Origin of the sequence: Terrabacter carboxydivorans, assembly GCF_039532035.1 — a bacterium.
GTDB classification, from domain to species: Bacteria; Actinomycetota; Actinomycetes; order Actinomycetales; family Dermatophilaceae; genus Terrabacter; species Terrabacter carboxydivorans.
In genome coordinates this window covers 29061-49060 of the sequence record NZ_BAAARE010000009.1, presented here as the reverse complement: position 1 = coordinate 49060, position 20000 = coordinate 29061, and the positions used below count along the sequence as shown (strand labels likewise).

18 protein-coding genes are annotated in these 20000 nt (G+C 72.4%); 4 read left to right on the top strand and 14 right to left on the bottom strand.

The features are described from left to right. Window positions 1-49 precede the first annotated feature (49 nt). The 3 genes from ABD297_RS11130 to ABD297_RS11120 all read right to left on the bottom strand — a co-directional run bounded on the left by ABD297_RS11130 (window position 50) and on the right by ABD297_RS11120 (window position 2971). The gene (locus tag ABD297_RS11130; protein ID WP_344254998.1) at window positions 50-1177 is read right to left on the bottom strand and encodes a tRNA (adenine-N1)-methyltransferase; all 1128 of its coding nucleotides are present in this window, start codon (window positions 1175-1177) and stop codon (window positions 50-52) included. A gap of 11 nt (window positions 1178-1188) precedes the next feature. After that, entirely contained in the window at window positions 1189-1611 is a 423-nt protein-coding gene (locus tag ABD297_RS11125; protein ID WP_344254997.1) for a single-stranded DNA-binding protein, read from the bottom strand. A gap of 214 nt (window positions 1612-1825) precedes the next feature. Next, window positions 1826-2971: a site-2 protease family protein gene (locus ABD297_RS11120; protein WP_344254996.1), complete on the bottom strand. Its 1146-nt coding sequence runs from the start codon at window positions 2969-2971 to the stop codon at window positions 1826-1828. 106 nt (window positions 2972-3077) lie between these two features. Here ABD297_RS11120 and ABD297_RS11115 point away from each other — a divergent pair, with 106 nt between their 5' ends. Beyond that, window positions 3078-3917, top strand: a complete 840-nt coding sequence (locus ABD297_RS11115) for a RecB family exonuclease (RefSeq protein ID WP_344254995.1) — start codon at window positions 3078-3080, stop codon at window positions 3915-3917. A 79-nt stretch (window positions 3918-3996) separates the two neighbouring features. Here the strand turns inward: ABD297_RS11115 and ABD297_RS11110 are convergent, their stop codons facing one another. Both ABD297_RS11110 and ABD297_RS11105 read right to left on the bottom strand, forming a co-directional pair. Next, window positions 3997-5388, bottom strand: coding sequence for an aspartate aminotransferase family protein (locus ABD297_RS11110; protein WP_425581161.1), 1392 nt, complete (start codon window positions 5386-5388; stop codon window positions 3997-3999). A 15-nt stretch (window positions 5389-5403) separates the two neighbouring features. Then, entirely contained in the window at window positions 5404-6906 is a 1503-nt protein-coding gene (locus ABD297_RS11105; protein WP_344254994.1) for a CoA-acylating methylmalonate-semialdehyde dehydrogenase, read from the bottom strand. Between the two features lie 60 nt (window positions 6907-6966). Here ABD297_RS11105 and ABD297_RS11100 point away from each other — a divergent pair, with 60 nt between their 5' ends. Next, window positions 6967-8319 carry an aminotransferase-like domain-containing protein gene (locus ABD297_RS11100; RefSeq protein WP_344254993.1) on the top strand — a complete coding sequence of 451 codons (1353 nt, stop codon included), beginning with the start codon at window positions 6967-6969 and terminating at the stop codon, window positions 8317-8319. Window positions 8320-8324: 5 nt separating this feature from the next. Here ABD297_RS11100 and ABD297_RS11095 read toward each other — a convergent pair whose 3' ends face one another. The 4 genes from ABD297_RS11095 to ABD297_RS11080 form a co-directional block, all read right to left on the bottom strand. Then, the gene (locus ABD297_RS11095; RefSeq protein WP_344254992.1) at window positions 8325-9077 is read right to left on the bottom strand and encodes a carboxylesterase family protein; all 753 of its coding nucleotides are present in this window, start codon (window positions 9075-9077) and stop codon (window positions 8325-8327) included. After that, a complete protein-coding gene (locus ABD297_RS11090) occupies window positions 9017-9280 on the bottom strand; it encodes a carboxylesterase family protein (RefSeq protein ID WP_344254991.1) in 264 nt (87 codons plus the stop codon). Before ABD297_RS11090 ends, ABD297_RS11095 begins: the two co-directional genes overlap by 61 nt. A 44-nt stretch (window positions 9281-9324) precedes the next feature. Beyond that, window positions 9325-9546, bottom strand: a complete 222-nt coding sequence (locus ABD297_RS11085; RefSeq protein ID WP_344254990.1) for a carboxylesterase family protein — start codon at window positions 9544-9546, stop codon at window positions 9325-9327. 79 nt (window positions 9547-9625) lie between these two features. Then, the gene (locus ABD297_RS11080) at window positions 9626-9997 is read right to left on the bottom strand and encodes a DUF5997 family protein (protein WP_344254989.1); all 372 of its coding nucleotides are present in this window, start codon (window positions 9995-9997) and stop codon (window positions 9626-9628) included. Between the two features lie 160 nt (window positions 9998-10157). Here ABD297_RS11080 and ABD297_RS11075 point away from each other — a divergent pair, with 160 nt between their 5' ends. Then, a complete protein-coding gene (locus tag ABD297_RS11075) occupies window positions 10158-10976 on the top strand; it encodes a LysR substrate-binding domain-containing protein (protein ID WP_344254988.1) in 819 nt (272 codons plus the stop codon). Between the two features lie 538 nt (window positions 10977-11514). Here ABD297_RS11075 and ABD297_RS11070 read toward each other — a convergent pair. Together ABD297_RS11070 and metH are read right to left on the bottom strand one after the other, a co-directional pair. Then, window positions 11515-12225 (bottom strand): HAD family hydrolase, encoded by a 711-nt coding sequence (locus tag ABD297_RS11070; RefSeq protein ID WP_344254987.1) that lies wholly within the window; start codon window positions 12223-12225, stop codon window positions 11515-11517. A 4-nt stretch (window positions 12226-12229) separates the two neighbouring features. Further along, window positions 12230-16012, bottom strand: coding sequence for a methionine synthase (metH, locus tag ABD297_RS11065; RefSeq protein ID WP_425581160.1), 3783 nt, complete (start codon window positions 16010-16012; stop codon window positions 12230-12232). 295 nt (window positions 16013-16307) lie between these two features. Between metH and ABD297_RS11060 the strand changes: the two genes are divergently transcribed. Further along, complete coding sequence (locus ABD297_RS11060) at window positions 16308-17162, top strand: PAC2 family protein (RefSeq protein WP_344255159.1); 855 nt, start codon at window positions 16308-16310, stop codon at window positions 17160-17162. A 168-nt stretch (window positions 17163-17330) separates the two neighbouring features. On the opposite strand, the gene mshC is transcribed toward ABD297_RS11060, so the two are convergent. The 3 genes from mshC to ABD297_RS11045 form a co-directional block, all read right to left on the bottom strand. Continuing rightward, a complete protein-coding gene (gene mshC, locus ABD297_RS11055) occupies window positions 17331-18587 on the bottom strand; it encodes a cysteine--1-D-myo-inosityl 2-amino-2-deoxy-alpha-D-glucopyranoside ligase (protein WP_344254986.1) in 1257 nt (418 codons plus the stop codon). A gap of 74 nt (window positions 18588-18661) precedes the next feature. Next, window positions 18662-19471 (bottom strand): SCO1664 family protein, encoded by an 810-nt coding sequence (locus ABD297_RS11050; RefSeq protein ID WP_344254985.1) that lies wholly within the window; start codon window positions 19469-19471, stop codon window positions 18662-18664. After that, the gene (locus ABD297_RS11045) at window positions 19455-20000 is read right to left on the bottom strand and encodes a DUF3090 domain-containing protein (protein ID WP_344254984.1); all 546 of its coding nucleotides are present in this window, start codon (window positions 19998-20000) and stop codon (window positions 19455-19457) included. The genes ABD297_RS11050 and ABD297_RS11045 overlap by 17 nt, the downstream gene beginning before the upstream one ends.

The following is a 20000-nucleotide window of genomic DNA, read 5'->3' as shown; positions in this document are numbered from 1 at the left end:
TCCTCAATCCGTCACTCGCACATAGTGACGATTCGACCCTAACCCCGGGTCAGCCGATGTCGTCGGACGTTTCAGCCAGTGATCGGCGGACGCGTCGGATCGTCTTGTCGCTCTTGACCCGTTCGCCGAGGGCCTCGGGCGTCCACGCGTCCGCCGGGATGTCGGTCGAGGCGGTCGACCCCGGGACGATCACTGCGGCCGGCCCGGTGCCCGCGCCGCCGACGACACCGGAGGTCTGCGACTCGCCGTCGCCGGCCGCGACGGCGTCGGACGTGTCGCCGTAGGCACCCTTGGCCGGGCGACGCTTGCGCTCCGGTGGGACCACGCCCGGGGCGAGGCGACGCGTCGTGATGAGGAAGCCCGTGTGGCCGTGCATGCGGTGCTGCGGTCGCACGGCGAGCCCCTCGAGGTGCCAACCGCGCACGAGCGACTCCCACGCCGAGGGCTCGGTGAAACCGCCGTGGGCGCGGATCCCCTCGGCGACCCGGCTCAGCTGCGTCGTCGTGGCGACGTAGCAGATGAGCACGCCGCCCGGGACGAGCGCGTCGGAGACGGCGTCGAGGCACTCCCAGGGAGCGAGCATGTCGAGGACGACGCGGTCGACCGTACCGGCCTCGGCGACGTTGGGCAGCGACTCGACGAGGTCACCGACCGTCACGGTCCACGCCGGGTGGTCGCCACCGAAGAAGGCGCGGCCGTTGCCACGCGCGATGTCGGCGAAGTCCTCGCGGCGCTCGAACGACAGCAGCCGGCCGTGCTCGCCGATGGCGCGCAGCAGCGACATGGACAGCGCGCCGCTGCCGACGCCCGCCTCGACGACGGTGGCCCCGGGGAAGATGTCGGCCATCTGGACGATCTGGCCGGAGTCCTTGGGGTAGACGACCGCGGCGCCGCGCGGCATCGACATGACGTAGTCGCTGAGCAGGGGTCGCAGGGCGAGGTACTCGACCCCCGCGGTGTTGGTCACGACGGAACCGTCGGGCGCCCCGATGAGGTCGTCGTGCCTGAGGAACCCACGGTGCGTGTGGAACTCGCGCCCCGGCTCGAGCGTGATCGTGTGCAGGCGACCCTTCGGGTCGGTCAGCTGGATGCGCTCGCCCACCTCGAAGGCGCCACGTCGGTCGTGCGCTCCCGGGACGCGGGACGGCTCGGCGGCGGGCTGCTCGACGTCGGTCATGGGAGCACAGTCTAGGTGCCGGAGGAGGCTCCCCTTGACACCCTCGTCAGGGCCGTCGCCTCGACCTCGTAGCGGCTCTGACGACCCGCGGGGCCACCGTAGAACCGTCGGCGCAGCGCGCCCTCGACCTCGACCAGGTCACCGGCGCGCAGGCGCTTGGCGGAGCGGCGTGCCCCTGCCGTCCAGCAGACGACGTCGATGGTGTCGACACTCGCCCGTTTCGGTCCGTCGGGCGCCGCCCGGCGCCGGCCGCTCGGGGGCTCGCGCGGGACGACGAGGCGCAGGACGGCGATGAGGTCACCGCTCGGCAGCTCCCGCTCCTCGGCCTCGGCGGCCAGGCGCCCGCGCAGCCCCACCTCGTTGCGCCCCGGGGCAGCGTCGTCGACGCCCGCGCCTTCGGAACTGGTCCTCGTGGTCGTCCGGCTCGTGGCCATGAGTCTCTCCCTCCGGTCCGTCTGTCGGACCCTCACGCCCAACGGTGTCGGACGGCGCACGAGTGTCAGCGCGCTGCGCGGGCGCCTGTGGACGGCTCCGGACTCCCGCGAGGGGGTGTGGACGGCGAGGGCTGTGCGGCACGGCCGGCCAGGAGTCCGCGCCACCCGGCATACGCGTCCGACGACCCGTCAAGGCAGCGAGCCGCCCGGTGCCTCAGCGACGTGCGCGGCGGGACAGCTCGGCCCCGACGACCGCGTTGATGCGCTCCGCGCTCGCCAGACCGCGGATGTCGCGGGTCGCCTCGTCGACGACGACGGCGAGCGACAGCTCGCGCTCGGTCATGACGCGGATCAGGTCGGTCAGTACCGCGTCGTCGGGCAGGGCGACGACCCAGCTCGCCGGCTGCGCGACGGTGACCGACGCGATGGCCGTGCGGGCGCGGCTGTCGGCCGGCACCGCCGCTGCCGAGCCGGCATCGACGACGCCCAGGGGCCAGCCGGTCGGGTCTGCCGCCGCGACCCAGGCGCCCGCAGCGACCGCGGACTCGACCTCCGCCACGCTCGCGGTGCCCGCGACGAGCGAGAGGGGCTCGAGCACGTCAGCGGCCCGTCCGGCGGTCGCCTCGTGGATGTGCCCCGCACGCACCGCGCCGGTCGCGCCCTGCCACAGGAAGAAGGCGATCGCCACGGGCCAGACGAGGTCGAAGATCTGGGGAGAACGTTCCTCGGCGAGCGGTCGCAGCGCGAACCAGGCGACCGTCAGGACCGCGACGACACGGCCGAGCCACCCGGCCGCGACGAGCCCGCGGCCCTTGCTGCCCGTGGCGCGCCACACGAGCGCGCTGACGATCTGGCCACCGTCGAGCGGCAGTCCGGGCAGCAGGTTGAACAGCCCGACGAGGAGGTTGGCCACGGCGACGATGCCGAGCAGCGTCACGGCCGTCTCGTTGGTCGTCAGCGCACGGATGCCCCAGACGACGGCGGCGAGCGCGAGGTTGGACAGCGGCCCGACGACGGCCACGATCGCGGTCGTCGTCGGTGAGCTGCGGGTCGCGTCGTAGACCGTGTGCCCGCCCCACACGTCGGCCACGATGCGGCTGACCGGGTGCCCGCGCCACCGCGCGGCGAGGGCGTGCGCGGACTCGTGCACGAGCACCGACACGAGAAGGAGCACGGCGTAGCCGGCCGCGAGGAGGTATCCGTAGGAGGGGCCACGGTCGGCCCTGGCGAGGTTGGGGCCGAAGACGACGACGATGAGCACGGCGATGACGGGCCAGGAGCGGCCGAGGTAGACCGGGGTCCCGGCCAGGCTGCCGATGCGCCACCCGTGGGCCGCGGAGGGGCGGACGGGAGTGCTCATGGGCCCGAGCCTATGCCCTGCACGGGGCGCATTCCTGTGTCGGTCCCCTGCGTGACCTGTGGGTGGCGGTCGGGCGGTGTCGCCCCTGCGGCATACAGTCGGCCCCATGGTTGCAGCGCTGTCCCCGAGCCGGGCCTCGGACTTCATGACGTGCCCACTGCTCTACCGCTTCCGGGTCATCGACAAGCTCCCGTCGCCGCCGACGCAGGCCACGGCGCGCGGCACGCTCGTGCACGCCGTGCTGGAGCGGCTCTTCGACCTGCCCGCGACCGAGCGCACGATCGAGGCGGCCGTGGACCTCGTCCCGCAGGAGTGGCAGCGGCTCGCCGACGAGGAGCCGGCGATGCTCGACCTGCTGGCCGAGCACGACGGGCGCACCGACGAGTGGTTCGCCGGGGCTGCCACCCTGCTGCAGACGTGGTTCGGCCTGGAGGACCCGACCCGCCTCGAGCCCGCGGAGCGCGAGCTCTACGTCGAGACCGAGATCGACGGTCTGGTCCTGCGCGGCTACGTCGACCGCCTCGACGTGGCGCCGGGCGGCGCGATGCGCGTCGTCGACTACAAGACCGGCCGCTCCCCGTCGGAGCACTTCGAGGGCAAGGCCCTCTTCCAGATGAAGTTCTACGCGCTCGTTCTGTGGCGCCAGCGCGGCGTCATGCCCAAGCGCCTCCAGCTCGTCTACCTCGGCAACAGCGAGATCGTGGCCTACGAGCCCGACGAGCAGGACCTGCTCGGCACCGAGCGCAAGGTCAAGGCGCTCTGGCAGGCCATCGAGCGTGCGGCGACGACCGGTGACTGGCGCCCCAGCCCGAGCCGCCTCTGCGACTGGTGCGACCACCGCGCCCTGTGCCCGGCCTGGGGCGGCACGCCGCCGCCGCTGCCGGTCGACGCGGCCGAGCGCGCCGTCGACCCCACGGTCACCGGCGTCGTCGAGGTCGACGACTGAGCCTCAGCCACCACGCCGGAGGACGTATGCCGTGTGGCTCGGCCACACGGCATACGTCCTCGGTGTCGTTGCCGGGCTCTCAGACGGTGAACTCGTCCGCCACCGCGAGCGCCTCGTCGAGGATCGCGAGCCCTTCCTCGACCTCCGCCGGCGTCGTCGTGCACGGCGGCACCACGTGGGTGCGGTTGAAGTGCGTGAACGGCCACAGTCCGCGTTCCTTGCACGCAGCGGCGAAGGCGAGCATCGGCTTGGCCGCGTCTCCCGCTGCGTTGTAGGGCACGAGCGGCTCACGCGTCTCGCGGTCGCGCACGAGCTCGAGGGCCCAGAAGACGCCCAGGCCGCGCACGTCGCCGACGCTGGGGTGCTTCGCCGCGATCTCGTGCAGGCGCGGGCCGATGACGTCGGTGCCGAGCATCCGGGCGTTCTCGATGATGCCCTCCTCCCGGAAGGCGTTGATCGAGGCGACGGCCGAGGCGCACGCGAGGGGGTGGCCCGAGTAGGTCAACCCGCCCGGGAAGGCGCGCTGGTCGAAGGTCGCCCGGATCTCGTCGGAGATGACGACGCCGCCGAGCGGCACGTAGCCGGAGTTGACCCCCTTGGCGAAGGTGATGAGGTCGGGGGTGACGCCCCAGTGGTCGACGGCGAACCACTCGCCGCACCGGCCGAAGCCGGCCATGACCTCGTCGGCGATGAGCATGATGCCGTGCTCGTCGCAGAGGTCGCGGACGCCCTGGAGGTAGCCGTCCGGCGGGACGAGGATGCCGTTCGTACCGACGACCGTCTCGAGGATGACCGCGGCGATCGTGTGGGCGCCCTCGACCATGATCGTGTCGCGCAGGTGCGCCAGCGCCCGGTCTCGCTCCTGCTCCTCCGTCTCGGAGTGGAACGCCGAGCGGTAGGTGTAGGGCCCCCAGAAGTGCACGACCCCGGCGATGCCCGGCTCGGACGGCCAGCGTCGCGGGTCGCCGGTCAGGGTGATCGAGCCGGCCGTGGCGCCGTGGTAGCTGCGGTAGGTGGCGAGCACCTTGTGCCGTCCGGTGTGCAGGCGCGCCATCCGGATCGCGTTCTCGTTGGCCTCGGCCCCGCCGTTGGTGAAGAAGACCGCTGACAGCCCCTCCGGCGCGACCTCGGTGATGAGCCGAGCCGCCTCGCTGCGGGCGTCGTTGGCGAAGGCGGGCTGGATCGTGGCCAGCCGGGCCGCCTGCTCCTGGATCGCGGCGACGACCTTGGGGTGGTTGTAGCCGATGTTGACGTTGACGAGCTGGCTGCTGAAGTCGAGGTAGCGCTTGCCGTCGTAGTCCCAGAAGTGGGAGCCCTCAGCCCGGGCGATGGGCAGCGGGTCGATGAGGCCCTGCGCGGACCAGGAGTGGAAGACGTGGGCGCGGTCGAGCGCGCGGACCTCGTCGCCGGTCATGGCGTCGAGCCGGCCGGCGACGACGGAGCGGTGGTCGGTGTCGGTCGTGTGGGTCATGTCGGCGGTCCTGTCTCAGCGGGTGCGCGGGAAGCCGAGGTCGACGCTGGAGGTGGCCGGGTCGGGCCACCGCTGCGTCACGACCTTGCCGCGCGTGAAGAAGTTGATGCCCTCGGGGCCGTACATGTGGGTGTCGCCGAAGAGCGAGTCCTTCCAGCCGCCGAAGGAGTAGTAGGCGACCGGCACGGGGATCGGCACGTTGATGCCGACCATCCCGACCTCGACCTCGTTCTGGAACCGGCGGGCGGCGCCACCGTCGCGGGTGAAGATCGCGGTGCCGTTGGCGTACGGGTTGCGGTTGATCAGGGCCAAGCCCTCGTCGTAGGTGTCGACGCGCACGACCGAGAGCACCGGACCGAAGATCTCGTCGCGGTAAACGGTCATGTCGGGCGTCACTTCGTCGAGCAGCGTCATCCCGAGGAAGAAGCCGTCCTGCGGGACGTCCTGGTCACGACCGTCGACGACGACGGTGGCTCCGGCCTCGGCGCCGGCGGCGACGTAGCCGGCGACCTTGTCGCGGTGCTCGCGGGTGATGAGCGGGCCCATGTCGGTGCCCTCGGCCGCGCCGGGACCGACCGTCAGCTTGGGCAGGCGCGAGGAGATGGCAGCCACGAGCTCGTCGCCGACCCCGCCGACGGCCACGGCCACCGAGAGCGCCATGCAGCGCTCGCCGGCGGCGCCGTAGGCCGCCGAGACGATGGCGTCGGCGGCCATGTCGATGTCGGCGTCGGGCAGCACGAGGGCGTGGTTCTTGGCGCCCCCGAGAGCCTGGACGCGCTTGCCGTTGGCCGTGCCGCGCTCGTAGATGTAGCGCGCGATGGGGGTCGAGCCGACGAAGCTGAGAGCGGCGACGTCGTCGTGGTCGAGCAGGGCGTCGACGGCCTCCTTGTCGCCGTGCACGACGGTGAAGACGCCGTCCGGCAGACCGGCCTCCTTCCAGAGCTCGGCGAGGAAGAGCGAGGCCGACGGGTCCTTCTCGCTCGGCTTGAGCACGAACGCGTTGCCGCACGCGATGGCGTTGGCGCACATCCACAACGGCACCATGACGGGGAAGTTGAAGGGCGTGACGCCGGCGACGACACCGAGCGGCTGGCGGATGCTGTAGACGTCGACGCCACTCGCGGCCTGCTCGGAGAAGCCGCCCTTGAGCAGCTGCGGCACGCCCGTGGCGAACTCGACGTTCTCCAGGCCCCGGGCGATCTCGCCGACGGCGTCGGAGAGCACCTTGCCGTGCTCGGCCGTGACGATCGCGGCGAGCTCGTCGGTGCGGGTGTGCAGCAGCTCCCGGAAGGTGAAGAGCACGGCTGCCCGTCGCGACAGCGAGCTCGTGCGCCAGTCGCGGGCGGCCGCGGACGCCGTCTTGACGGCGGCGTCCACCTCGGCCGTCGAGGCGAGGGGCACCTCGGCGGTGCGGCGTCCGGTCGCGGGGTCGTGCACGGGGGCGGTGCGGCCGGAGGTGCCGGGCACGCGGGCGCCGGAGATCCAGTGGTCGATGGTCGGCACAGGCGGGTTCGTCATGGGTCCAACGCTACGTGCCAGCACTACCCCACACAAAGCATGAATTGCTATGTTACGAAGATGCGCGCCGTCATCTCCTCGCTCGAGGAGCGCCTCGACTCCCCGACCGCCAAGGGCCTCGCCCAGGCCGTGTCCCGGGCCATCCGCGACGCGGCTCTGCAACCGGGTGACCAGCTCCCACCGATCCGCCGGGTGGCCGAGGAGCTCATGATGTCGCCGACCACGGTCAGCGCCGCGTGGCAGCTGCTCGCGAGGTCAGGGACGATCCGCTCGGACGGTCGGCGTGGCACCACGGTCGCCCCCACGGCACGCGGCGGGGAGCGCTACACCCGCGCCCTGCGCCACGAGTCACCCGTCCACCTCGACCTGTCGACGGGCATCCCGGACGGCGCCCTGCTCCCCCCGCTCGTGCCGGTGCTGTCGGGGCTGGCCGAGCCGGCGACGCCGAGCAGCTACCTCGACGACCCCCTGCTCGAGGAGCTGCGCACCGAGCTGGAGTCGGACTGGCCGTATGCCGCCGAGGAGCTCCTCGTCGTCGACGGCGCCATGGACGCGCTCGACCTCGTGTCCCGGGCGCTGCTGCGTCCCGGTGACCTCGTGCTCGTCGAGAACCCGGGCTTCCCGCCGCTGCTCGACCTGCTGGAGGACCGAGGCGTCGACGTCGTGGGCGTGCCCCTTGACGAGACGGGCCTCGACCTCGACCACGTCGAGGCCCAGCTCGCGCGGCGACCGGCTGCGATCGTGCTCCAACCCCGCGGCCAGAACCCGACCGGGGTGTCCATGTCGCCGACGCGCGCGCGCCGGCTGGCCCGGCTGCTGCGCGGCCACGACTGCATCGTCGTCGAGGACGACTCGAGCGGACCCATCGCCACGTCCGAGCCGATCAGTCTCGGCACGTGGATCCCGGACCAGGTGCTCCACATCCGCAGCTACAGCAAGTCGCACGGCCCGGACCTGCGCATCGCCGCGGTGAGCGGCCCTGCCGCGCTCCTCGCGCCCGTGCGGCACGCCCGGGCCATCGGACAGGGCTGGACGAGCCGGCTGCTGCAGCGGGTGCTCGCAGCCCTGCTGCGCGACGAGGACTGCCGGCGGCAGACGGCCGCGGCGCGGGCGGAGTACGCGAGGCGCCGGGCGCTCGTCGTCGAGCAGCTCGCGGCGCACGGCATCGACGTGCCGGGCACCGACGGCCTCAACATCTGGGTCCCGGTCCGGGACGAGGCCGCTGCCGTGCTCCGCCTGGCCAGCCAGGGCGTCGCGGTCACCCCCGGCTCGCCCTTCTCGGTCGAGCACCCACCCGGTCCGTCCGGCCACGTGCGCGTCACGACCGGGCTGGTCCGCGAGCACCACGCCGAGGTGGCCGACCTCATCGCCGAGGCCGCGAGCGCCGGAGCCTGGACCGCGCAGCACCGCTGAGGAGCTCACGCCCTCCGGGCGGCCGAGGGGAGGTCGAGCACCTCGGGGGCGTGGGTCCAGATCTCTCGCGAGACCGTCTCGGGATACGGCGCGATGGCGGGATCTCCTCCGAACAGCCGGGTCGCGCCCGTCTCGAAGCCCGGCCACCCGGGGTCCCCGTCGCGCGCGAACGAGACCCAGGCCTCCCGCATCTGCCTCGACAGGTCCTCGGCCTCCGGGCCGGGCTCGCCGATCAGCAGGGCGGGCTGCCCCGCCGTGAGGTTGCCGAACACGAGAGGCACGTCGAGACCGTGGCAGGCGCCGAGGACACCTCCCATGCCCGGCGCCGACCAGGTCAGCTCGTAGAGGTGCGCGCGTCCGCCGGCCGCGAGCTGCGCCTCGGCGAGCTTGAGCGACGGCATCCGGAAGAGCCAGTCCGAGCGCACCACCTCGTACAGCGCCTCGGGATCCGGGAAGGCGTCGCGGTAGCGCTGCGGGTCGGGCCCGAAGACCTCCGCGGTCAGGGCCGCCTGCGACGGCGTGACCTCCCCGAGCACCCCGGTGAGGGCGGACAGCAGCCGCTGCTCGTCACGGGTGTGCCCCACCACGAGCTCCACCTGACCCGTGAGTCCCCGCCACGGCGTCGTCGGCAGCACGTCGCCGTCGACGACCGGGGCGAAGAGCACCTGGGCGTGGGCCGTCGGCCCCCAGCGACCGGTCAGCTGCCCGAGCCGCGCGGAGACCGCGTCACGTGCTTCAGGGAGGAGCCGCGGGTCCACCGAGGGCAGCTCGGCGGGTTCGACTCCCAGCTCGGCGGCGCACTCGGGTTGGCCGGCACCCCCTCCACGTGCCCGAAGCCCTCGAGGCCGACGCGGTAGTTGAAGGTCACGAGGACGACGCCGGCGCGGGCCAGCGTGCTGCCGTCGTACTCGGGGAGACCGGACATGCCGAAGGCGTAGGCGCCGCCCTGCACCCAGACCATGACCGGCAACCGGCCGCCCAGGTCGGGCGACCACACGTTGACCGTCAGCCACTCGTCGCCCCAGCCTCGCCCAGGGTGTCCATCCCGAACGACCCGGACTGCGGCGGCGGCCCGAAGGCGGTGGCGTCCCGCACTCCGTCCCACGCACGGACGGGACGGGGCGCCGAGAACGGGACGGGCGGCGCGGCATACGGGATCCCGCGGAAGACGGCGAGCCCGCCCTCGCTGCTGCCACGCACGACCCCACCGGTGACCTCGACGTCCACCCGAGCAGTGTCGTCGCCGCGGCCGGGGCCGTGCCAGCCGATTTGCAGTGGCCCTCGGCGGATGCGAGGGCGGCGTGGCTCAGGCGCGCTCGGCGTCGCGCGCCTTGAGACGCGCCTCCTCGGCGCGGACCTGCGCGAGGATGTCGCGCTCGGCCACGAGCCAGTCGGGCATCTCGTCGAGCACGGCCTTGATCTCGTCCGTCGTGAGGTGCTCGCCGATGCCGCTGCGGGTCAGGCCCGAGTTCGAGATGCCGAGGCGGCGTGCCGTCTCCTGACGGGTGTGCGGGCCGTTGCGGCGCAGGGTGGCCAGCCACTCCGGCGGCTCGGCCTGCAGCGCGTTGAGCTCGTCGCGGCTCACGACGCCCTCCTGGAACTCGGCGGGAGTCTCGGCCAGCAGGACGCCGAGCTTCTTCGCGGCCGTCTGGGGCTTCATGGTCTGCGGCTTCGGCATGGGGCAAGCCTAGGGCGCCCCCGGACCCCCGCGCGCCACCCCGGCGCGCGGCTCCCTCCCGTGCAGGGGCACCGCTGCCGGCTCGGTGTGTCGCTGCCGCGTCGCTCCGCCTCGCCGCCGCGTCCGAGGCCGGCCCTGCGACGTCCTCTACGCTCGGACGGTGACGGACGACGCAGCGGTGGACGACCAGACCGACGGGCTCGCCCGCGACGACACCGCCTTCCGGGTCGAGTTCGTGCCCGGGGTGACGCCCGACAAGTGGCTGCGCGTCTGGGCACAGCGCCTGCCCGACTCACCCCTCGAGGCCCTGCCGGTCGAGGACGCCGACGCGCTCGTCCACCTGCGGGACGGGTCCGCCTCGATGGTGCTGCTCCGGCTCCCGGTCGAGCGCGAGGGCCTGCACGTGATCCCCCTCTACGAGGAGGTCCCGGTGGTCGTCGTGGCCAAGGAGCACGTCGTGTCGGCGGTCGACGAGGTGGCCGTCGAGGATCTCGCCGACGACGTCCTCATGCAGGACCCCGGCTCGGTGCCGGAGTGGCGGGCCGTGGCCACCCCCGAGGCGCTCGAGCGGTCGATCGCGATGCCGCCGATGACGACGAAGCAGGCCGTCTCGGTCGTGGCCACCGGCTCCGGCATCGTCGTCGTGCCGATGTCGGTCGCGCGACTGCACCACCGCAAGGACGTCCTGCACCGTCCCGTCACTGGTGTCGCGCCGTCAAGGATCGGCCTGGCCTGGCGCGTCGACGACGGGGACCCACGCATCGAGGAGTTCATCGGCATCGTGCGCGGGCGCACCGAGCGCAGCACCCGCGGAGGCGGCGGGTCGGACGCGTCCCCCAAGGCTGATCCCGCCGCTCGGGCGAGCCGACGCGAGACGTCGTCGGGTCGCGCGCAGCACTCCACTCCACGGCGTGGCCTGGCGGCCGGCCGCAAGGGCGCCACGCGCGGGGGTGCCTCCCGCCGCAAGGGTCGCCGGTGAGTGACGACTCTGCCTGTGCGCTGACGTCGCGATCCGAGCTGCCTTGGCGCTGGGGCGAGTTCGGACGATCGCGTATGCCGGCACGCCTCGTTGGGCATGACGGCCCGGTCGTGAGTCGCGCCGTCACGGTCAGCGCCGCGCAGTCCGTCGTCTTCCGTTGGCTGTGCCAGCTGCGGGTGGCGCCGTACAGCTACGACCTCGTCGACAACCTCGGGCGCCGGAGCCCGCGCACCCTGACTCCTGGCCTCGACTCGCTCGAGGTGGGCCAGCGGTTCGCGACCGTCTTCACGCTCGTGGACTGGGTGCCCGACGAGATGCTCGCCCTCGAGATCACCGAACCGGCCGGCATACGTCTCTTCGGTCGGCTGCCCCTGATCTACCAGACCGTGGCGCTGCCCGGCGCGACACCGCGCACGACGCTGCGCGGCGACATCGCGCTCCCCCGCGCCGACACGGCACTCGCCCAGGGGCCGCAACGGCGCTCTCGCCTGGGGCGACCTCGTGATGATGCGCCGTCAGCTGCTGACCCTGGCCCGTCTCAGCGAGACGACCGCAGGCCCGCCACGATCGTCGTGAGGTCTGCGGCGCGGACCCCCGCGAGGGTGTCGATGTGCACCGCGCCGTCGATCGGCGGCACCGGCACGACGTGCGGGATCGCGATGGTCGGCACCCCGGCGGCCGTGGCGGAGCGCACCCCGGACGGTGAGTCCTCGATGGCGATGCAGTCGGCGGGGTCGACGCCGATGAGGCCGGCGGCCGCGAGGTAGGGCTCGGGGTGGGGCTTGCCGTGGCTCACCTCGTCACCCGTCACGAGGTGCTCGAACGCACCCTCGGGGAGGCGTCCCACGACCATGTCGGCGAGCGAGCGCCACGACATGGTCACGAGCAGGGACGGCACCCCCAGCGTCCCCAGCTCGAGGAGCAGCTCCCGGGCCCCCGGTCGCCACGGCACGCGGCGCTCGACCTGGGCGATGACGCGTCCGAGGAGGGCGTCGATGATCTCGGGCACGGTCAGGGTGATCCCCGACTTCTCGATGATCAGCTGGGCCGACACCTCGAGGGCGTTGCCGACGAGCTGGTGGGCGAACTCGTCGTTCCACTCACCGCCGTGCTCCGCGACGAGCTCGTGCTCCGCCTGGATCCAGTAGGGCTCGGTGTCGACGAGCGTGCCGTCCATGTCCCACAGCACGGCTGCGGGAAGGGCCGGGACCACGACGTCGTCGGGCTCGGTGGTGTGCGAGAGGGTCACCGGGTCAGTCCTCCGGGTCGTAGGCGAGGTTCGAGGAGAGCCAGCGCTCGGCCTCGGCGAGCGTCCAGCCCTTGCGGTCGGCATAGTCCTGCACCTGGTCGCGGCCCAGTCGGCCGACGACGAAGTACTGCGACTGCGGGTGCGAGAGGTACCAGCCGCTGACCGACGCCCCGGGCGACATGGCCATGCTCTCGGTGAGCGTCATGCCCGTGTTGGCCTCGACGTCGAGCAGGCGCCACAGGGTGTCCTTCTCGGTGTGCTCGGGACATGCCGGGTAGCCGGGAGCGGGACGGATGCCCGCGTACTGCTCCTTGATGAGCGCCACGTTGTCGAGGTGCTCGTCGGGCGCGTAGCCCCAGAACTCCTTGCGGACCCGCTCGTGCATGCGCTCGGCGAACGCCTCCGCGAGGCGGTCGGCCAGCGACTCGAGGAGGATCGCGTTGTAGTCGTCGAGTTCGGCCCGGAAGGCCGCGACGCGCTCGCCCGCCCCGAGACCGGCTGTCACGGCGAAGCCCCCGATCCAGTCCTGGGTCCCCCGCGGAGCGACGTAGTCGGCCAGCGACCGGTTGGGCACGCCCTCGCGGTGCTCGCCCTGCTGACGCAGGTGGTGCAGGACGGTCAGCCGCTCGGTGCGCGCGTCGTCGAGGTAGACCTCGACGTCGTCGCCCACCGAGTTGGCGGGGAAGAAGCCGATGACGCCGTTGGCGGTCAGCCACTTCTCCTCGACGATGCGGTCGAGCATCGCCAGGGCGTCCTCGTGGAGCTTGCGCGCGGCCGGACCACTGGCCGGGTTGTTGAGGATGTCGGGGAAGCTGCCCTTCATCTCCCAGGCGTTGAAGAACGGCTGCCAGTCGATGTAGCGCCGCAGCTCGGCGAGGGAGTACTGGTGGAAGACCTTGACGTGCTGGGAGATCCGGTGCGACCGGGTCAGCGACGAGACGTCGTGGTCCTGCTGCAGCAGGAAGTGCGGGTGCGGCGGGCGGTAGCCGGACCAGTCGATCGGCGTGCTCCGCTCGCGGGCCTGCTCGATCGTGAGCAGGGGGCGGTCCTGCTTGCCGGCATGGCGGGCGCGGAGGGAGTCGTAGTCCTCCTTGACCTGGGCGAGCAGCTTCGGTCGCAGCTCGTCGCTCAGCAAGGCGGCGGCGGTCGGCACGGAGCGCGATGCGTCCTTGACCCAGACGACCGGGCCGTCGTAGCGCTGGTCGACCTTGACGGCCGTGTGGGCGCGCGACGTGGTCGCCCCACCGATGAGCAGCGGGATCGTCAGCCCCTGGCGCTGCATCTCGGCGGCGAACCCGACCATCTCGTCGAGCGACGGGGTGATGAGTCCCGACAGCCCGATGATGTCGGCCTGGTGCTCCCGGGCGGCGTCGATGATCTTCTGGGCCGGCACCATGACACCGAGGTCGATGACCTCGTAGTTGTTGCACTGCAGCACGACGCCGACGATGTTCTTGCCGATGTCGTGGACGTCGCCCTTGACCGTGGCCATGACGATGGTGCCGTTGGTGTCCTTGGCCGTGGCCAGCGACGGGTCCTTCGCCTTCTCCTCCTCGATGAAGGGGATGAGGTAGGCGACGGCCTTCTTCATGACGCGGGCGCTCTTGACCACCTGCGGAAGGAACATCTTGCCGGCTCCGAAGAGGTCACCGACGACGTTCATGCCGTCCATGAGGGGTCCCTCGATGACCTCGATGGGGCGTCCTCCGCGCTCGGCGATCTCGGCGCGCAGCAGCTCGGTGTCGGCCTCGACGTGCGCGTCGATGCCCTTGACGAGGGAGTGCGTGATGCGCTCGCCGATGGGCAGGGCGCGCCACTCCTCCTCGCTGACCTCGGCGGCCTGCCCGACCTTGTTGTACTCCTCGGCGATCTCGAGCAGACGTTCGGCGGCGTCGGGGCGTCGGTTGAGCACGACGTCCTCGATGCGTTCGCGCAGCTCGGGGTCGACCTCGTCGTAGACGGCGAGCGCACCGGCGTTGACGATGCCCATGTCGAGCCCGGCCGCGATCGCGTGGTACAGGAAGACGGCGTGGATGGCCTCGCGCACCGGGTTGTTGCCCCGGAAGCTGAACGAGACGTTGGAGATGCCGCCGGAGACCTTGGCGCCCGGCAGGTTCTCCTTGATCCAGCGGGTCGCCTCGATGAAGTCCAGCCCGTAGGAGGCGTGCTCCTCGATGCCGGTGGCCACGGCGAAGACGTTGGGGTCGAAGATGATGTCCTCGGCGGGGAAGCCGACCTCGTCGACGAGCAGCCGGTACGCGCGCGAGCAGATCTGCTTGCGTCGCTCGAGCGAGTCTGCCTGGCCGTCCTCGTCGAAGGCCATCACGACCGCCGCGGCGCCGTACTTGCGCACGAGGCGCGCCTGCCGCAGGAACGGCTCCTCACCCTCCTTGAGGGAGATGGAGTTGACGATGGCCTTGCCCTGCACGCACTTGAGGCCCGCCTCGATGACCTCCCACTTGGAGGAGTCGACCATGACCGGCACACGGCTGATGTCGGGCTCGCTCGCGACGAGCTTGAGGAAGCGGTCCATGGCCGCGACCCCGTCGATCATGCCCTCGTCCATGTTGACGTCGATGACCTGGGCGCCGCTCTCGACCTGCTGGGCCGCGACGGACAGCGCGGTGTCGTAGTCGCCGTCCTTGATCAGCGTGCGGAAGCGGGCCGAACCGGTGATGTTGGTGCGCTCACCGACGTTGACGAAGAGGCTGTCGTCGGTGACGGTGAACGGCTCGAGGCCCGACAGGCGCATGGCGGGCACGACCGTCGAGGGCGTCCGCGTGGGCTTGCCGTCCACGGCCTTGGCGATGGCCGCGATGTGCTCGGGCGTGGTGCCGCAGCAGCCGCCGACGAGGTTGACGAGCCCGGCCTCGGCGAACTCGCCGACGATGCCGGCGGTCTCGTCGGGCGCCTCGTCGTACTCACCGAAGGCGTTGGGCAGCCCGGCGTTGGGGTAGCACGACACGAAGGAGTCGGCGAGACGAGCCATCTCGGCGATGTAGGGCCGCATCTCCTTGGCGCCGAGGGCGCAGTTGAGGCCCACGGCGAGCGGCGACACGTGCCGGATCGAGTCCCAGAAGGCCTCGGTCACCTGACCGGAGAGGGTGCGCCCCGAGGCGTCGGTGATGGTGCCGGAGACGACGACCGGCCAGCGTCGGCCCTGCTCCTCGAAGAGGGTCTCGACCGCGAAGATCGCCGCCTTGGCGTTGAGGGTGTCGAAGATCGTCTCGATGAAGATGAGGTCGCTGCCGCCGTCGACGAGGCCGCGGGCCGCCTCGAGGTAGGCCGCGACCAGGTCGTCGTAGGAGACGTTGCGCGCGCCGGGGTCGTTGACGTCGGGAGAGATCGAGGCCGTACGCGTCGTCGGCCCGAGCGCGCCGGCGACGTAGCGCGGCCGGCCGGGGGTGCGCTCCGTCATGGCGTCCGCCTCGCGGCGCGCCAGTGCGGCGGCCTCGTGGTTGAGCTCGTAGGCGAGCTCCTCCATCCCGTAGTCCGACAGCGAGATGGCGTTGGCGTTGAACGTGTTGGTCTCGATGATGTCGGCGCCGGCCTCGAGGTACTCGCGGTGGATGCCGGCGATGATCTCGGGCGCGGTCAGGGTCAACAGGTCGTTGTTGCCCTGGACGTCGCTCGGCCAGTCCGCGAAGCGCTCACCGCGGTAGCCGGCCTCGTCCGGGCGGTCACGCTGGATGGCCGTGCCCATGGCGCCGTCGAGGATCATGATGCGCTGACCGAGCGTGGCGGTCAGGCTCTCGGTGGCGTCGGGTCGCTGCTGCGACTGGGACAACGTGGCTCCTCTCGGCGGCACGGGTCTCGTGCCGAGTGACGGGACCGGCCCGATTCTACGGACCTGCCCGAGCGGCTGCCTCGGCGCCCGCACTGCGGGCACCCGGCGCCACCCGACGGCATACCCCGTCCCGGCCCTGTCGCACGGCCGGCGAGGCCGGGCAGGCGCCCGGGCCATGGTCCGGGACGCGCACGGGATGCGCCCCGGACGCGCCCGCCGGACTCCGGCGCATCAGCCGCGGCAGGTCCTAGGCTGAAGGGGCGGACGCGACCGCGACCACGGCGAAGGAGACATGGTGCTGGAGTTCGAGGACGTGCCGGAGCTGAACGACCCGGTGCTCATCGCGGCCTTCGAGGGCTGGAACGACGCGGGTGAGGCTGCCACGAGCGCGGTCCGCCACCTCGCCGAGGTCTGGGACGCCGAGGTCGTCGCGGCCCTCGACCCCGAGGAGTACTACGACTTCCAGGTCAACCGTCCCCGTGTCTCGCTCGAGGACGGCCGCCGCTCGCTGACCTGGCCCACGACGCGCATCCTCGTCGCCACCGAGACGGGCCTCGAGCGCGACGTCGTGCTCGTGCAGGGCATCGAGCCCTCGATGCGGTGGCGCGCCTTCTCGGTCGAGCTGCTGGACCTCGCCGAGCGGTTCGGCGTCACGACCATCGTCACCGTCGGCGCCCTGCTCGCGGACGTGCCGCACACCCGGCCCATCCCCGTGACGGCGACCGCCGAGGACGAGGCCGCGATCCACCGCTTCGACGTGGAGGCCTCGCGCTACGAGGGCCCGACCGGCATCGTCGGGGTGCTCAGCCACGCCGCCTCCGACTCCGGCATCCCGACGGTCTCTGCCTGGGCCGCCGTGCCGCACTATGCGGGTGGAGCCCCCTCACCCAAGGCCACGCTGAGCCTGCTGCGCCGCATCGAGTCGCTGCTCGGGGTCACCGTGCCCCACGGCGAGCTCGAGGAGAACGCCCGCGCCTGGGAGCGGGGCGTCGACGAGCTGGCGCAGTCCGACGAAGAGGTCGCCGAGTACGTCCAGTCGCTGGAGGAGGCCCAGGACACCGCGGAGCTTCCCGAGGCCAGCGGTGACGCGATCGCTCGCGAGTTCGAGCGCTACCTCCGTGGTCGCGACGACGACCAGACCGGTCGCTGACCGGCCCTCAAGCCTTCCCGGACCGCCGACCATCCCACCCCCGGCCGCCCACCACCGAACGCAGCGTTCGGTCTCGAAAGCACTGGTCTAACAGTGAGTTCGCGACCGAACGCTGCGTTCGGTTCCGAGCAGCAGGCCGGGCGGGCGCGGTGCGCCCGTGGCGCCGAACTAGATCCGGATCCCGAGGAGCGCGTCGAGGGCTCGGCCCAGCACGCCCGGGGCGCCCGGGTCGTCGCCGCCACGGCTCAGCGCCTGGCTCGCCCAGCGGTCGACCGCCTCGAGCGCCCTCGGGCTGTCGAGGTCGTCGGCGAGCGCGGCGCGGATGTCGTCGACCGTCTGGTCGGCGACCGGACCGCCGTTGCCCGACAGCGCCTCGCGCCAGGTCTCGAGGCGCTGCTGGGCCTCGAGGAGCTGGTCGTGGGTCCACATCCAGTCGTGCGCGTGGTGGCGGGCGAGCAGGGCCAGCCGGATCGCCATGGGGTCGACGCCGTCGCGGCGCAGCCGGGAGACGAGCACGAGGTTGCCCTTGCTCTTGCTCATCTTCTCGCCGTCGAGGCCCACCATCCCCTGGTGCACGAACGAGCCGGCGAAGGAGCTCGACCCGCTGAGCGCCCGGCCGTGGGCCGAGCTCATCTCGTGGTGCGGGAAGACGAGGTCGGTGCCGCCGCCCTGGACGTCGACGGGGATGCCGAGGTGGTCGAGGGCGATGCACGCACACTCGATGTGCCAGCCGGGACGCCCGGACCCGAGGCCGGCACCGTCCCACTCGGGCTCACCCTCGCGGTGCGCCCGCCACAGCAGGGCGTCGAGCCGGTTGCGCTTGCCCTCACGGTCGGGGTCTCCCCCGCGCTCCGCGAACACCTCCATCATGCCGGCCTCGTCGAGGTGGCTGACCGAGCCGAAGCGGGGGTCCCTGGAGACGTCGAAGTAGACGTCGTGCGCGCCCTCACGTGACGCGTCGGGTGCGGGCACGGCATACGCCCAGCCGTCGGCCACGAGCTTCTCGATGGGGCCGACGAAGGTGGGGATGCTCTCGACCGCGCCGAGGTACTCGTCGGGCGGGATCACGGCCAGCGCGGTCATGTCCTCGCGGAAGAGCGCGATCTCGCGCGTGGCGAGGTCGCGCCAGTCGAGGCCGTCACGCTCGGCCCGCTCGAGCAGCGGGTCGTCGATGTCGGTGATGTTCTGGACGTAGCGCACCGGGTGCCCGCTGTCGCGCAGGACCCGGCCGAGCAGGTCGAACGTCACGTAGGTCGCTGCGTGCCCCATGTGCGTCGCGTCGTAGGGCGTGATGCCACAGACGTAGAGCGTCACGACCTCGCCACGGGCGGCGGGCACCAGCTCGCCGGATGCCGTGTCGCGGACTCGCACCTCGGGTGCACGGCCGGGGACCTTGGGGATGAACGGCGTCGGCCAGCTTCTCACGCGCAGACTCTATCCCGGCGACGACCACACCTCAGGACCGGCCGGACCGGCGAGGCCTCAGGGCCTCGGCGCGATCACAGCGGGGGCCACGGGACCGACGGCCAGTCAGGGCTCGGGAAGGGGTGCACGCCGCGGTCGAGCAGGGCCACGACGCGCAGCGCCAGGGCCTCGACGTCGTCCTCGGGGAGGAGCGCGAGGAGGCGGTCGAGGGCGGCATCGTCCTCGAGCGCCCGGCGCAGGCGGGTGAGCCGGTCCACGTCGGCAGCGGCGAGCGGCTCCCCCGCCCAGCCCCAGAGCACCGTGCGCAGCTTGGGGGTGGGCGAGAAGGTCACGCCGTGGTCGATGGCCCACAGACGTCCGGCCGCGTCGCGCAGGCAGTGGGAGCCCTTGCGGTCGGAGTTGTTGAGGACGGCGTCGAGCACCGCGAGCGACCGCACGTCGTCGGCCCCGGAGTGCACCACCGTGACTGCCGACCCGCTCGGGGTCTCGCCGTCGAAGACGGCACGCCACCCGGCCGGCGTGCGGCCCTCGGGCACGAGGTCGACGACCACGTCGTCGGCCACGGGGTCGAAGGGGTCGCCGATCCAGAGCTGCACCGAACCGGGACCCAGGGGGCCGTCGCGCATCACCGTCGGGGGCACGACGTCCCAGCCGCCGAGCCCGGAGACGACCTCGGCCGCCACCTCACGCCCGGCCAGGGTGCCGTCCGGGAAGTCCCAGAGGGGACGCTCCCCCCGGATCGGCTTGTAGATGACGTGACCACCGGGCAGCGTCGAGAGCCGCGCCACGACGGCGAGGTTGGAGGAGTCGGTGACCCGACCGAGGACCTCGAGCTCGCCGGTCAGGTCGACCGACGACGGAGTCCCGTCAGCGCTTGTAGCCATTGGCCCGCGGGCAGATGTGGCCCGTGGGGTCGAGCGGGTTGCCGCAGAACGGGCACGGCGGACGGCCGGCGGCCACCAGGGCGTTGCTGCGCCGGGCGAAGGCGCGGGCCTCGGCCGGTGTCAGGGTCACGCGGAGCGAGTTGCGCCCGAGGGGCCCCACCTCGTCGTCGGCGTCCTCGTCGACCTCGTCCGGGTCGTGGTCGTGGCACTCGATGACGAGCTTCTGCGCGTCCTCGTCCCAGGCCAGGGACAGGGTCTGCACCCGCCAGTCCTCGTCGAACGGCGTCTGCAGCGGGTCGGTGTCCTCGGGCTCGCCACCGGGCTGGCCGGGCTCGGTCGCCGCTGCGGGCGCGAGCTGGTCGAGCACGTCGTTGATCCGGTCGGCGAGGATGGAGACCTGCTGCTTCTCGACCCCGACGGTCACGACGAGCGGACCGGTGCTTGCCTGGAGGTAGAAGGCCCGCTGGCCGGCGGGGCCGACCGTCCCGGCCACGAACCGGTCGGCGGGATCGAAGTCCTGGACCGTCAT